This is a genomic window from Methylobacterium sp. Leaf100 (assembly GCF_001422845.1).
In the GTDB taxonomy this organism is placed as follows: Bacteria; Pseudomonadota; Alphaproteobacteria; order Rhizobiales; family Beijerinckiaceae; genus Methylobacterium.
Genome location: NZ_LMMW01000023.1, coordinates 156607 through 169418, shown reverse-complemented (window position 1 = coordinate 169418; position 12812 = coordinate 156607). Strand labels below are relative to the sequence as shown.

Genomic DNA, 12812 nt, shown 5'->3' with positions numbered 1-12812 from the left:
GTTCTTGATAATGACCTAATCATAAAGGTGCCGGCGCGGAAACCCGCGCCGGCACCCTAACCTTCAAAGCTTCGTGCGACCGATTAGTTCGGGAGCGCGAACACGGTCAGCTGACCGCCGAGGTTGGTGTAGTTCGAGAGGGCGGCGTAGCCACCCACCGCGCCGAGACCGGCGTTCGGGTCGGTCAGGCCGGCCGCGAGGCCGATGCCAGCCCAGCCACCGACACCCGACAGGATGCCGACGAACTGCTTGCCCTTGTGCTGGTAGGTCATCACGTTGCCGATGATGCCCGACGGGGTCTTGAACTTGTAGAGCTCCTTGCCGGTCTTGGCGTCGACGGCCTTCAGGTAGCCCTCGAGGGTGCCGTAGAACACCACGTCACCGGCGGTGGCAAGAGCGCCAGACCAGACCGAGAACTGCTCGGAGTTCGACCACTTGATCTTACCCGCGATGTTGTCCCAGGCGATGAAGTTGCCCATGCCGCCGTGGCTGTTGGGGGCCGGGTACATGGCCAGCGTCGCGCCGACGTAGGGCTGACCGGGGGTGTAGGACACCCGGAACGGCTCGTAGTCCATGCAGACGTGGTTGGTGGGCACGTAGAACAGCTGGGTCTTCGGCGAGAACGCCGCAGGCTGCTGGTCCTTGGTGCCGAGAGCGGCGGGGCAGATACCCTTGGAGTTGGTATCCTCACCGTTCTGCTCGGTGGAGTACTTGGCCTGGACGAGCGGACGACCGTAGGTCTTCGAGCCCTTGTCCATGTCGACCTTGGAGGCCCAGTTCACCACCGGATCGAACTTCTCGGCGACCAGGAGCTCGCCGGTGGCGCGATCGAGGGTGTAGCCGAAGCCGTTACGGTCGAAGTGGGTGAGGAGCGGACGATCCTTGCCGTCGACCTTCTGATCCGTGAGGATCATCTCGTTGATGCCGTCGTAGTCCCACTCGTCGTGCGGGGTCATCTGGTAGACCCACTTGGTCATGCCGGTATCCGGGTTACGTGCCCAGATGGTCATGGACCACTTGTTGTCGCCCGGACGCTGCTTGGGGTTCCAGGTCGAGGGGTTGCCCGAGCCGTAGTAAACGAGGTCCAGCTTCGGATCGTAGGAGAACCAGCCCCAGGTGCAGCCGCCGCCGGTCTTCCACTGGTCGCCTTCCCAGCTCTTCAGCGAGGAATCCTTGCCGACCGGCTTGCCGAGCGAGGTGGTCTTCTCGGGATCGACGATCAGCTGGTCGTCGGGACCGACGGAGTAACCGCGCCAGGCCTTCTTGCCGGTCTTGGCATCGTAGGCCGTGACGTGGCACTGCACGCCGAACTCGCCGCCGGAGATGCCGACGATGATCTTGTCCTTCACGGGCAGAACGGTGGCGGTGTTGGTCTCACCCTTCTTGGGGTCGCCGTTGACGACGGACCAGTTCACCTTGCCGGACTTGGCGTCGAGCGAGACGACGGTGGTGTCGGCCTGGTGCAGGATGATGTTGCCATCGGCGTAGGCGAGACCACGGTTGACCGTGTCACAGCACATGACCGGGATGACCGACGGGTCCTGCTTCGGCTCGTACTTCCAGACGATCACGCCTTCCTTGTCGAGGTCGAGGGCGTAGACGATGTTCGGGAAGGGGGTGTGGACGTACATCATGTTGCCGACGACGAGCGGGGAGCCCTCGTGGCCGCGCAGCACGCCGGTCGAGAACGTCCAGGCGACCTGGAGTTGCTTGACGTTGCTGGCGTTGATCTGGTCGAGCTTGGAATAGCGGGTGTTGCCGTAATCGACGGTCTGAAGGACCTGCTCGGCCGGGTTGGCCGTGCGCTTCAGGACGTCTTCGTTGGCGAGGACCGGGCTAGAGGCCACCAGGCCGGCGCCCAGGGCGAGAAGGTGAACCGCTCTCATGCATTCCTCCGACAAGTCTTGTCACCGAGCGTTCGCAGATCCGGAGATGCGCGAGTTTTCGATGCGACCTGCTGTTTGCGACAGGGACAGATAACGCTTCCGTAGCGGGCGGAGGGCCGAACCGAACCATGAGGTCCCGGGTCGATCCTCCTGGCCGAGGGCCGCTATCCCTTTGCGGCGCCCCTCGAAACCGAAGCTTGAATGAACTCTAAGAAAAATTCCGGGGCCGTCAACTCGCTTTGTGAGGGTTTCCTGAGGCTAGGCCAAAGGTCGTAACGCTACGACCTTGGTGAATCGACCCCTAATGCTGCGGCGCAACCGATGTTGCGGTGCAAAAACAGCGATCTTGTTACCAAAGCTTTTTATAGGGCGGACGGGATCTTATGCGCGAAACGCATGCGGACATGCGGAATGCATGCGTGGTCCTCGATTCCGGCGGGATCCGGACCGAACGCGCCCTCGGCTTCGGTCGGGCGCCGCCGTCAGCCCTGGGGCCATGCAGTATAGTGCAGGCGGGTATTCCGGCCGCCGTATCGGTGGAAAGCCGCGGAACCCGCGCGGCCCGTCACGTCCAGGGGCGATGCGTTGTCTCGCCGCATCGGAGGCGCGGCGGCTTTTCCGGGGACGCCGACGCCTCCGCGGGCCCCTTGTCGGCTCAGACGGCGATGATGCCGGGGTAGCGGCCGGCGAGATCGGCCCGGGTCGCGTCCGCCCAGGGCCGGTCGCGGGCTTCGCGCGGGCGGTCCAGGGCCACGGTGGCGACGCGGCGCGCCGGTCGGGCCGACACCAGAACGAGCCGGTCTGCGATGGCGATGGCCTCGGCGACGTTGTGGGTCACCATTAGGACTCCCATGCCGGTTCCGGTGACGCTGTCGACGACCAGGCCGCGCAGGGCCGCCGCCGAGGCGTCGTCGAGGGACACGAACGGTTCGTCGAGGATGAGGATGCGCGGGCTCTGGGCCAAGGCCCGCGCCAGGGCGACGCGCCGGGCCATGCCGAGGGACAGGGCGCCGGGATAGCGACGCCGCCACGGGGTCAGGCCGAGGGACTCGAACAGGGCATCGAGATCGCGGCCGCGCGCGGTGCGCGGCAGGGCGAGGCGCACGTTCTGCTCGACGGTGCGCCAGGGCAGCAGGCGCGGCTCCTGGAACACCATGGCGATGCCGGCGGTCTCCGGGTCGGGCGTCACGCTGCCGTCGTAGGCGGTGTCGAGGCCGAGCAGGATGCGCAGGGTCGTGGTCTTGCCCGCCCCCGAGGGGCCGATGAGGCAGGTGATCTCGCGCGCGTGAAGGGAGAAGCCCAAGTCCCGCACCGCCTCGACGGGCTCGGGGCCGCCGGCGCCGTAGATCTTGGAGCGGATGTCGACGGTGAGGGCCGCGGGCCCGGCGCCGCCGGCGGACATGGGCTCAGCGCCAGCGTCGGACATGGGCTTCGAGGCGCTGGAGGACGAGAATGTCGATGGCGATCATCACGCTCATGAACACGATGCTGTAGCCGACGATGGCGGCCACGTTCAGGCTCTGGACGAAGTAGTAGTTGATGGCGAAGCCGACCCCGTTGGGCCGTCCCAGCAGCTCGATCACCAGGACGATCTTCCAGGCCAGCGACAGACCGGAGCGGGCGGCCGCCACCACGAAGGGCTGGAGTTGGGGTACCAGCACGTGGGCGATCCAGGTGCGCCGGTCGAACCGGTAGGTCCGGGCCATCTCCTCCAGTTGCGGATCGAGGCCGCGCGCGCCCTCGCGCAGGATCACGGCGACGTTCGGCAGCTTGTTGAGCACCACTGCCAGCACCGCCGCGCCCTCGTTGAGGCCGACCCAGATGTAGGCCAGCACGGTGATGACGAGCGCCGGGGTGTTGAGGAGGATGAGGAGCGGCGTGTCGAGGACGAGGTTGAGGCGCCGCGACCGCCCCAGCGCGATGCCGAGCAGCACGCCCAGCACCATGGCGAGCACGAAGGAGATCCCGACCCGCGCGAGGGTGATGCCGACGTTGGACCACAGGTCGCCCGAGGCGGATTCGCTCTGGATGAAGCTCAGGATCGCGAGGGGCGCCGGCAGCAGCCGCGAGCCGGCCGCGACGGCGGCCGCCTGCCACCCGGCCAGCAGGACGAGGACCGAGACGAGGCGGGTGGCGGTCCCCATGTCGCTAGAATCTCATCGTGCTAGGCAGGCTTCGCGGGAGTGGGCACCGGTTCTGCGTCGAGAACCCGAGTCGGTTCGCGTCGGGGCGCCGAAGCGAACCGGCTCAGAGAGGCGCAGAGCGGCTCCGGCCCGCGGTCGCGTGCGTCAGCCATTCGCCGTGCCGTCGTAGTACAGGTCCGGCGGCAGGGTGATGCCGGCGCCGACGAGGCGCTCGCCCCCGAGCCGGGCCAGGACGCCGTAGAGACGTTCGCCGTCGGCGCGTTCGGCGGTGAGCGCCCGGCGCGGGATGCCGGCGAGGAAGTCGCGCTTCAGGGCCTCGAAGGTCGCCTCGTCCTCGGCCGCCATGAGGGGGCGGACCACGTCCCACGCCGAGGCGTCCTGGGCGAGCATGTCCTTGGCCGCCTTCGAGGCGCGGGTGAAGCCCGCCACCGCCTCGGGCTTGGCCGAGACGGTCTCGCCCGCCAGGAGGTAGCCGATCAGCGCCATGGAGCCCGTAGCGCCGAAGGCCCGCATGATGTCGTCGGAGCCGATGATGCGCCGGAAGCCCTTCGGCTCCAGGCGCGCGCAATAGGTCCAGTACAGCAGGCCGGCGTCGAGTTCGCCCTGCTCGAGCTTGAGCGCCAGGAGGGGCGGCGCGCCGAACGCGATGGTGGCCTCGGTCTCGAGGTCGAGGCCGGCGGTGTCGCGGGCCTGGGCCTTGAGGAGGAGCCAGTTCTTGTCGAGCGGGCCGCCGGCGACGCCGATGCGCTTGCCCTTGAGGTCCTTGAGGGTGGCGATGGGGCTCTTGCCCGGCACCATCAGGGACCCCTCGGTGGTGGAATAGGGAAAGAACCGCATGGCGCGGCCCTCGTTGCCGAGGCGGGCCGCCCACAGCAGATCGCCCACGATGGTGTCGACCTGACCGCCCTGGAAGGCGATGCGGGCGGCATCGTTGCCGGCGAGCTTGACCACGTCGAGGGTGAAGCCGTTGGCCGTGTCCAGGCCGCGGGCCTTGATCACGGCGGCCTCCCACGACACCGTGCCGAAGGGCAGGCTGCCCACGGAAACCCTGGGGGGCGCGGCCCGGGCCGGGCGAGCGGCCAGGGGCAGCAATGCCGCCGTCGCGAGCAATCCGCGCCGTGACAGCATCGGCGGTCCCTCCCTTATTCTGTTGAGAGTCTCAATAGGATGTCCCGGTTCGGCCGTCCACCGGCGCGCCCGCGCCGGCGCTGAGGCGAAACGGCCCGCGCGTTTGCGCGGGCGTCCTTGCACGGGCGTCCTTGTGCAGGTGTCCTCGCGCGGACGTCCTTGCACCTGCGCCCCGCCCGTCGCAGGGTCGCCGCCAGGCGCCCGGCCGACGCCGGGCCACGGGAGGATCCACCATGGCCGAACCGCGCGAACCCGTCCTCGACGACGCCACCATCGAGGCCCGCCTCGCCGGCGAGCTGCCGGCCTGGCGCCTCGAGGACGGCTGGATCAAGCGCACCTACAAGACCGCGAGCTGGAAGAGCACGCTCATGGTCATCAACACCGTGGGGCACCTCGCCGAGGCCGCCTGGCACCATCCCGACCTCACGGCCTCCTACGCCTGGGTCGAGGTGCGCCTGACCAACCACGCCGCCAAGGGCGTGACCGAGAAGGACTTCGCCCTGGCGCGCAAGATCGAGGAGGTGGTCGGCTGGCAGCCCGGCACGGAGGGCGGCGCCCTCGAGGGCACCCCGACGGACCCGCGCTTCGCCTACATCAAGCACGACAAGTAGGGCGCGCGTCTCACCGCTCCGCCTTCACCCGGCGGCACTCGGTCTTGAGGTAGGCGGTCTTCCCGACCTCATCGCGAAGATCCGTGCGGGCGATGATCTCCTGCCAGCCGTTGGTGCAGCCGAGCTCGTTGGCAACGCGGACCTTGCGGACCTCGCTCGCCCTGTCGTCGGTGCAGCCCTCGATGGGGATGCCGTTGGCGCAGACGAGGACGACGGCGATGAAGGCGTTCACGGGCGGGCTCCGGCTGACAGACGCATCATCGGGTACGCGCGGCGCCGCGCCCCGGTTTCAGCCGATCTCCGGGTCAGCCGATTTCCAGGATCGTGTCGGGCGAGAACGTGGCGCCCTCGACCGGGTTGGCGACCCAACGGGTGCGCCCGACCCTGAGATCGTGGCCTGCGTGGAAATGACCCGAGATCCACACATCCGGGCGTGCGGCGTCGGGCAGGTCGTCCAGCACCGTGGTGGCGTAGAAGGCCGGCAGCCACCACGGCACGCCGGGCGCCCCGCGAAACGCATCCACCGCCGCCGTACCGGCCGGGTGGTGGGTCACGCACACGCTCGGCCCGTCATGCGGCACCGATAGGGCCGCGACGAGCCCCGCCCGCTCGCGCTCATGCGCCGCCATGGCGTCCCGCGGCGACCAAACCGAGCCGTCGCCGTTGCGGATGGCGCCGCGGAACTCGCGGGACCCGGTGACGGGGTCGGTCATGCGCGCGGCGGCGTAGGCGACGGGGTCGGCTGGCCGGTCCGGCGTCCCGGCGTCGCACCAGCGCCCGGCGAGGCGCCAGTCGGTCCACAGGGTGGTGCCGGTGAAGCGCACCCCGTCGAGGATCACGGACGCGCCCCCCTGGAGCAGGTGGATCGTGTGCCCCGCCTCGTTCAGGCGCGCGACCTCGGCCTCCAGGGCGGCGAGGAGCTGGGGCGCCGTGCGACCGTCGCCCGTGGGGGCGTAGCGCTCGTGGTTGCCGGGCACCAGCACGATGGGCCGGCCCTGCGCCAGGGCCACCACGGCCGCCAGCCCCCGCTCGGGATGGCCCTCCCACAGGTCGCCGGCGCAGGCGAGGACATCGAAGGCGGGGCGCGGCAGGGGGATCACGTCGAGGCGGCGGCGCTCGAGGTGGAGATCCGAGATCGGAAAGACGCGCATGGAGTTCTGGAGCCTCGGACTTTCAGGAAGCCGTCTTCACGCGACCGCCCGTGAGCGACCGTTCTGCCTCAAGCCACCGTTTTGGCCGCGCGCCATTCCGCGCGGGCCGCCCGGAGGATGTCCCCGGCCGAATCCGCGTTGAGGACGGCGATGCCGGCGGCGGCGACGAGGTCGGGCCAGGGGGACAGGGTCAAGGCGGTGACGAGGCCGGCGGCGATGATGGCGAGGTTGGCGTAGGCGTCGTTGCGGGCCGAAAGGTAGGCCGCCCGGGTCAGGCTGCCGCCGCCGTCGCGGTGGCGCGCCAGCATCGCCGCGCAGACGAGGTTGACGCCCAGAGCCGCGAGCCCCGTCAGGGTCAGCGCCAGGGGCGCCGGCGGGGTCAGGTCTGAAAACTTCTCGTAGGCCGCGTAGGCCGTGGCGAGGCCCGGAATCACCAGGATGCCGGCCAGCACCATGCCGAGGCGGGCCCGGTTGCGGACGCTCCAGCCGATTCCGGCGAAGATCAGCAGGTTGATGGCCGCGTCCTCGAGAAAATCGAGGCTGTCGGCGATGAGGGCGATGGAGCCGATGGCGAGCGCCACGGCGATCTCGATGCCGAAGAACCCGAGATTCAGGGCCGCCACCCGGGCGACGACGGGACGGAGCGCGGGGGTGGGCGCGGGCTTCATCACGCGGCCGGATCGATCGGGACGGGAGATTCGGTCACGGGGCCATCCCTGAAGCATCGTCCCCGAAGGCGTCGGTCGGCGTTCGGGACAGGACGAGGCCGAGCCTCCGCGCGCCTCATCTCATCCTGCGCCTCTTCGCCGATGCGCCGCGCCCTGTCGAGGGGGCGGCCGCCCTTCCCCGGAGACTTCTAACTACGGGAGACTTCTAACTACGGGAGACCTCCAACCATGGGAGATCTCGAATCGTGGGAGATCTCGCATCATGGAAGGGACCGGGGCGGGCCGGAGATCGGCGCGACCGATCAGGGGCCGCGCGCGATGCGCCGGTTGCGCACGTCCTTCAGCGCGCGCCGATGGGTGGGAGAGATCCCCGGCGGCGTCGGCGGCGGGGCCGGCTTCGGCAGGACGGGGGTCAGGGTCCGCACGCGAGACGACAGGGCCGGATGGACCGGTGCGCCCTGCGGCCGCCCGGGCGCCGGCCAGCCCATCGGGGCGGCTTCCCAATCGACCGTGATGGGCCTCGGCGCAGCGGGCCTGCGCGTTCGACCGGTGCGCCGCGGCTGCGGCGAACGGCACGCCGCGACCGTGAAGGCGACGAGGGAGCCGGCGAGGCAGGCGCAGGCGATGACGAGGATGTCCGGCCTCGGCGTTTCGCTCACCATCAGGCCGACGAGCCCCGTCACCGAGAGCGCCGACCCGATATGCCGGGGTGCGAAGGGGTCGAAATCGGTCATGCCCGACACCCTCGGCCCTGGGGATCACGAAAGCGTGAAGTCAATCCTTCGAATTGTCCCGGCTCTTTCCCCGGTACCCTGGCGCACTGCGTCCATCCATCCCGCCTGCGCACACGTCGGTCTGGTCCCGTGGGCCGCAGGCGTCCTCCTCCTCCGGAGAAGAGGCCTCAGGGTTCGCGAAACCCCGTCGGCAAGCCGTCGAGGCTCACTGCATTCTTCTCGGCGCGATAGGCACGAAGCCCGGCTTCTCCCTTGGCCTCGGCCCAACGCGCGAGAACCGGGCGTTCGCCCGCGTACGCGAAGAGCGGGACGCCGTAGCCGCAGCTCGTCTGCACGAGGTCGATCGCGAGGGACACGACCTGACGGGCCCCGAGCGGTTCCACGCCTCCGTAGAAGCGGTCGAGAAACTCCGCGTAATCCGATGACCCCCGGAACGCGACGCGGCCTTTTCCATAGAGCCGAAGAATCGACGGCGGGCCGTCGAACGCGCAGAACATGAGGGTCACCGGGCCGTCGGCCCTCACATGGGCGGCCGTTTCGCTGCCGCTGCCGGTCAGGTCCAGATAGGCGACATGGTTCGGGTCGAGCACATGAAGGTGTTCGGTCGGCCGGGGCGAGATGTTGGTGCGCGCGCCCAATGCCCCGGAGCCGGTGAAGAAGATCTTCTGCGATGCGATGAAGTGCTGATGCGTGTCCTCCATCGCGGGGAACTGCTTCGCCATGCTGGCCTCGTCGATCGGTTCGCTGTCCGGCAGAGTTTGCGCACGAAGAGCCACCCGTGCGGCGCCATCGTGGCAGACCCAGGGTCGTCTCCGTCACGTGCCGCGGTGTCCGTGAAGGCTCGACCGGTTCGGGTGAATACGGGCCGCGCGGCGGTCCGAGACTGGATTTGGCCGCGCGCCTGTGCGAGGCGAGCGTGACCTGCCGCGCGTCCCCGGACGTGCCGCCGACGCATGCGTGCCACAAACGGAACGAGACGGGGGAACTGCCCATGATGCCAGAACTGCGCGTCCTGTACTTCGAGGACCTCGAAGTCGGCCTGTCCGAGACCCTCAACAAGGAGATCTCGTCCTCCGACGTGGTGGGCTTCGCCGAGATCACCGGCGACCGCAACCCGATCCACCTGTCCGAGCACTTCGCCGCCCGTACGCCGTTCGGCACCCGCATCGCCCACGGCCTCTATACCGCCGGCCTGATCTCGGCGGTGCTCGGCACCCGCCTGCCCGGCCCCGGCGCCATCTACATCAGCCAGACCCTGAACTTTCGCGCGCCCGTGCGGATCGGCGACACGGTTCAGGTCACCGTCGAGGTGGCCGAACTCGTGCCCGAGCGCCGCCGCGCCCGCCTGAAATGCACCTGCTCCGTCGCCGGCGAGATCGTGCTGGACGGCGAGGCCCTGGTGAAGGTGCCGACCAAGGCCGAAGCCGATCCCCTGGCGATCCGCATGGGCGGCCGCCCGCCGAGCGCCTGACCCGGCACTTGATCCCGATCCCCATCGACGACCCGGCCGACCCGCGCCTCGCCCCCTACACGGCCATGCGCGAGCGCGACGTGGTCGGGCGCGCGGGCCGCTTCATCGTCGAGGGCGACGTCACCCTGCGGGTGATGGTTTCGCGGAAGGCGCGGTTCTCGCTGGAATCGATCCTGCTGTCGCCGGAGCGCGTGGACGGCCTCGCCGACATCCTGCCCGACGCCGTCCCGGTCTACGTCGCCGCCAAGGCCGTGATGAGCGCCATCACGGGGTTTCCGATCCATCGCGGCGTGCTGGCCGTCGGCCTGCGCGGGGGCGAGGCCGCCCTCGCGGTGCCGCCCGCCCCGGCGCCGGCCCTCGTCGTCGGCCTCGTCGGCCTGACCAACCACGACAATGTCGGCGGCCTGTTCCGCAACGCCGCCGCCTTCGGGGCCGACGCGGTGCTCCTCGACGCCGACACCTGCGATCCCCTCTACCGCAAGGCGATCCGGGTCTCGGCCGGCGCGGCGCTCACGGTGCCGTTCGGGCGCCTGCCCGACGGTGCCGCCTGTCTGGCATTCGCGCACCATCACGGCCTCGTGCCCCTGGCGCTCAGCCCCGCCGGGGGCGAGACCCTGTCCGACCTGACGCCGCCGCCCCGCGCCCTCCTGCTCCTCGGCACGGAAGGCCCCGGCCTGCCCGAGGCGCTCATGGCCCGCGCCCGGACCATCCGCATCGCCATGGCGCCCGGCTTCGATTCCCTCAACGTCGCCACCGCCGGGGCGCTCGCCCTGCACCACCTCGCCGCGCACCGGTTGGGATGATGGCATTCCGCTCGATTTTCCACGGGCGCGGCCCCGAATCACCCCCCGCACCGGCACGCGACAATCCGTGGCTCTTGCCCTGCCGGTCGCTACGCTCAAGATTGCATCCGTGTGCCGGTCGGTGTGCGTGGTAAAGCCGGATCGGGCCAGGGGGCGTGATCCAGGCGATCGATGGGGAGTTGTGAGCGTTGCTGCAGTCACGGGATGGCTTGCGGACTTTGTCCGGACGCCGGGTCATCATCGTCGGCGCCGGTCCCGGCGGCCTCGCCACGGCCCTGCTGCTGGCGCGGGCGGGCGTCCACGTCACGCTCCTCGAAAAGGACCCGGCGGTAGGCGGCCGGACCAAGACCGTCGAGGCACCGGGCGGGTACCGCTTCGACATCGGACCGACCTTCTTCCTCTATCCACAGATTCTCGCCGACATCTTCGAGTCCTGCGGTGAGCGGCTGGAGGACCACGTCAAGCTCGAACGTCTCGATCCGCAATACCACCTCGTCTTCGAGGAGAATGGCGGGATCTCGGGCACGATCCAGGCCACCAACGACATGGCGCGCCTGGAGGCCGAGGTCGCTCGCATCGCGCCGGACGACGCCAAGAACGTCCGAAAGTTCTTCTCCGACAACCGGGTCAAGCTGAAGTTCTTCAAGCCGGTGCTTGAGCAGGCGTTCCACACCCTGCGCAGCATGGCCTCCCCGGCGATGATCGCCGCCCTGCCCCACCTCCATCCGGGGCGCAGCGTCGACAAGGACCTGCAGCGCTACTTCGCCGATCCGCGCGTGCGCCTCGCCTTCGCGTTCCAGACCAAATACCTCGGCATGTCGCCGTTCCGGTGCCCGAGCCTGTTCACCATCCTGTCGTTCCTCGAATACGAGCACGGCGTCTATCACCCCGTCGGCGGCTGCGGCGCCGTCTCGGAGGCCATGGCGGGGCTGGCGCGCCGCATGGGCGTCGACATCCGCCTCGGCGCCAGCGTCGACCGGGTGCTGTTCGAGGGCAAGAAGGCCTGCGGCGTCGTCTGCGGCGGGGAGACGATCCACGCCGACGCGGTGGTGATCAACGGCGATTTCGCCAAGGTGATCCAAGATCTGGTCCCCCAGTCGCACCGCCCGCGCTGGCGCGACGCCAAGATCGAAAAGGCGCGCCTCTCGTGCTCGACCTTCATGCTCTATCTCGGGATCGAGGGCCCGGCGCCGGAGGCGCTCGGCCATCACACGATTCTGCTGTCGGAGGATTACGCCCGCAACATCCGCGAGATCACCGGTGGCATCCTGCCGATGCAGCCCTCGCTCTACGTGCAGCATGCGGGCTTCACCGACGGCGGCATGGCGCCCCCCGGCCACACCAGTCTCTACGTCCTCGTGCCGGTGCCGAACCTCAAGGCCGACATCGACTGGGCGACCACGCGGCAGACCTATCGCCGCCTCGTCCTCGACCGCTTGAAGATCCTCGGCCTCGGCGACATCGAGGAGCGCATCCGCTACGAGCGCATCGTCGACCCGACGGAGTGGCGCGACGACTTCTTCGTCCACGAAGGCGCCACCTTCAACCTGGCCCACGACCTGATGCAGATGCTCTACTTCCGCCCGCACAACCGCTTCGGGCCCGGCCTCTACCTCGTCGGCGGCGGCACCCATCCGGGCTCGGGCCTGCCGGTGATCTACGAGGGCGCGCGCATCACCGCCCGCCTGCTCATCGAGGAGTTGTCGGCCGGCCGCGTCGGCGCAGAAGCGGCCGGCGTGCCGACTACGGCGCCGCTCGCCACCTCCGGCGACGCCGCGTGACGCATCGCATAGCGGGCGCCGCCTGCCTCGCCCTCTGCCTCATCGCCGGGTCCGCCCGGGCGGCCACCGTCGAGGTGACCGTGGACGGGATCGAGCCCGTGCCCTCCACACTCTACGTCGCCCTGTGCCAGGGCGGCCTGTCGGAGGCCGAGTGCCGGACCGGCCAGGACGCGCCCGTGCGGGCCGCGAGCCAGCGCGTAGTGTTCGAGGGTGTGGCGCCCGGCGCCTACGCGGTGGCGGCGTTCCAGGACCTGAACGGCGACCGCCGCCTCGACCGCACCGGCCTCGGCCTGCCCACCGAGCCCTACGGCTTCTCCGGGGCGCCCGAGCGCACGGCCCGGCCGGATTTCGCCCGTGCCCAGATCGCCGTGCGCGAGCCCGGGCTGGCCCTGCGCGTGCGCCTGGTCCGCGCCCTGCCCCGCCGCTGACCGCCCC

14 protein-coding genes are annotated in these 12812 nt (G+C 69.8%); 5 read left to right on the top strand and 9 right to left on the bottom strand.

Annotated elements, in window-relative coordinates:
* Window positions 1–83: 83 nt before the first annotated feature.
* From xoxF1 to ASF25_RS13405, 4 genes are all read right to left on the bottom strand, one after another.
* Window positions 84–1886 (bottom strand): lanthanide-dependent methanol dehydrogenase XoxF1, encoded by a 1803-nt coding sequence (gene xoxF1 / locus ASF25_RS13420; RefSeq protein ID WP_056175264.1) that lies wholly within the window; start codon window positions 1884–1886, stop codon window positions 84–86.
* 655 nt (window positions 1887–2541) lie between these two features.
* The gene (locus tag ASF25_RS13415) at window positions 2542–3312 is read right to left on the bottom strand and encodes an ATP-binding cassette domain-containing protein (protein WP_056305144.1); all 771 of its coding nucleotides are present in this window, start codon (window positions 3310–3312) and stop codon (window positions 2542–2544) included.
* A complete protein-coding gene (locus ASF25_RS13410) occupies window positions 3293–4030 on the bottom strand; it encodes an ABC transporter permease subunit (protein ID WP_056175267.1) in 738 nt (245 codons plus the stop codon). The genes ASF25_RS13415 and ASF25_RS13410 overlap by 20 nt, the downstream gene beginning before the upstream one ends.
* Before the next feature lie 144 nt (window positions 4031–4174).
* On the bottom strand, window positions 4175–5158 hold the full coding sequence (locus ASF25_RS13405; protein WP_056305142.1) for an ABC transporter substrate-binding protein: 984 nt from the start codon (window positions 5156–5158) through the stop codon (window positions 4175–4177).
* A gap of 233 nt (window positions 5159–5391) precedes the next feature.
* Between ASF25_RS13405 and ASF25_RS13400 the strand changes: the two genes are divergently transcribed.
* Window positions 5392–5769: a 4a-hydroxytetrahydrobiopterin dehydratase gene (locus ASF25_RS13400; RefSeq protein WP_056175274.1), complete on the top strand. Its 378-nt coding sequence runs from the start codon at window positions 5392–5394 to the stop codon at window positions 5767–5769.
* Between the two features lie 10 nt (window positions 5770–5779).
* On the opposite strand, the gene ASF25_RS13395 is transcribed toward ASF25_RS13400, so the two are convergent.
* From ASF25_RS13395 to ASF25_RS13375, 5 genes are all read right to left on the bottom strand, one after another.
* Window positions 5780–6001 (bottom strand): hypothetical protein, encoded by a 222-nt coding sequence (locus ASF25_RS13395; protein WP_056175276.1) that lies wholly within the window; start codon window positions 5999–6001, stop codon window positions 5780–5782.
* A 73-nt stretch (window positions 6002–6074) separates the two neighbouring features.
* On the bottom strand, window positions 6075–6920 hold the full coding sequence (locus ASF25_RS13390; RefSeq protein ID WP_056305140.1) for a metallophosphoesterase: 846 nt from the start codon (window positions 6918–6920) through the stop codon (window positions 6075–6077).
* A gap of 68 nt (window positions 6921–6988) precedes the next feature.
* A complete protein-coding gene (locus ASF25_RS13385) occupies window positions 6989–7591 on the bottom strand; it encodes a cation transporter (RefSeq protein ID WP_056175282.1) in 603 nt (200 codons plus the stop codon).
* A gap of 299 nt (window positions 7592–7890) precedes the next feature.
* Window positions 7891–8322 (bottom strand): hypothetical protein, encoded by a 432-nt coding sequence (locus tag ASF25_RS13380; RefSeq protein WP_056261459.1) that lies wholly within the window; start codon window positions 8320–8322, stop codon window positions 7891–7893.
* 167 nt (window positions 8323–8489) lie between these two features.
* On the bottom strand, window positions 8490–9044 hold the full coding sequence (locus ASF25_RS13375; RefSeq protein WP_056261461.1) for a hypothetical protein: 555 nt from the start codon (window positions 9042–9044) through the stop codon (window positions 8490–8492).
* Between the two features lie 269 nt (window positions 9045–9313).
* Here ASF25_RS13375 and croR point away from each other — a divergent pair, with 269 nt between their 5' ends.
* From croR to ASF25_RS13355, 4 genes are all read left to right on the top strand, one after another.
* Window positions 9314–9793, top strand: a complete 480-nt coding sequence (croR, locus tag ASF25_RS13370; RefSeq protein ID WP_056175651.1) for a 3-hydroxybutyryl-CoA dehydratase — start codon at window positions 9314–9316, stop codon at window positions 9791–9793.
* A 65-nt stretch (window positions 9794–9858) separates the two neighbouring features.
* Window positions 9859–10596 carry an RNA methyltransferase gene (locus tag ASF25_RS13365; RefSeq protein ID WP_056305274.1) on the top strand — a complete coding sequence of 246 codons (738 nt, stop codon included), beginning with the start codon at window positions 9859–9861 and terminating at the stop codon, window positions 10594–10596.
* Between the two features lie 188 nt (window positions 10597–10784).
* Window positions 10785–12377, top strand: a complete 1593-nt coding sequence (gene crtI, locus ASF25_RS13360; RefSeq protein ID WP_056305138.1) for a phytoene desaturase family protein — start codon at window positions 10785–10787, stop codon at window positions 12375–12377.
* Window positions 12374–12805, top strand: a complete 432-nt coding sequence (locus tag ASF25_RS13355) for a DUF2141 domain-containing protein (RefSeq protein WP_056305136.1) — start codon at window positions 12374–12376, stop codon at window positions 12803–12805. Before crtI ends, ASF25_RS13355 begins: the two co-directional genes overlap by 4 nt.
* The last annotated feature ends 7 nt before the right edge of the window (window positions 12806–12812 follow it).

Bases quoted from the DNA above. Each gene is read 5' to 3' on its own strand.
- xoxF1 (WP_056175264.1), bottom strand. From the start codon at position 1,886: ATGAGAGCGGTTCACCTTCTCGCCCTGGGCGCCGGCCTGGTGGCCTCT.
- ASF25_RS13415 (WP_056305144.1), bottom strand. From the start codon at position 3,312: ATGTCCGACGCTGGCGCTGAGCCCATGTCCGCCGGCGGCGCCGGGCCC.
- ASF25_RS13410 (WP_056175267.1), bottom strand. From the start codon at position 4,030: ATGGGGACCGCCACCCGCCTCGTCTCGGTCCTCGTCCTGCTGGCCGGG.
- ASF25_RS13405 (WP_056305142.1), bottom strand. From the start codon at position 5,158: ATGCTGTCACGGCGCGGATTGCTCGCGACGGCGGCATTGCTGCCCCTG.
- ASF25_RS13400 (WP_056175274.1), top strand. From the start codon at position 5,392: ATGGCCGAACCGCGCGAACCCGTCCTCGACGACGCCACCATCGAGGCC.
- ASF25_RS13390 (WP_056305140.1), bottom strand. From the start codon at position 6,920: ATGCGCGTCTTTCCGATCTCGGATCTCCACCTCGAGCGCCGCCGCCTC.
- ASF25_RS13380 (WP_056261459.1), bottom strand. From the start codon at position 8,322: ATGACCGATTTCGACCCCTTCGCACCCCGGCATATCGGGTCGGCGCTC.
- ASF25_RS13375 (WP_056261461.1), bottom strand. From the start codon at position 9,044: ATGGCGAAGCAGTTCCCCGCGATGGAGGACACGCATCAGCACTTCATC.
- croR (WP_056175651.1), top strand. From the start codon at position 9,314: ATGATGCCAGAACTGCGCGTCCTGTACTTCGAGGACCTCGAAGTCGGC.
- ASF25_RS13365 (WP_056305274.1), top strand. From the start codon at position 9,859: ATGCGCGAGCGCGACGTGGTCGGGCGCGCGGGCCGCTTCATCGTCGAG.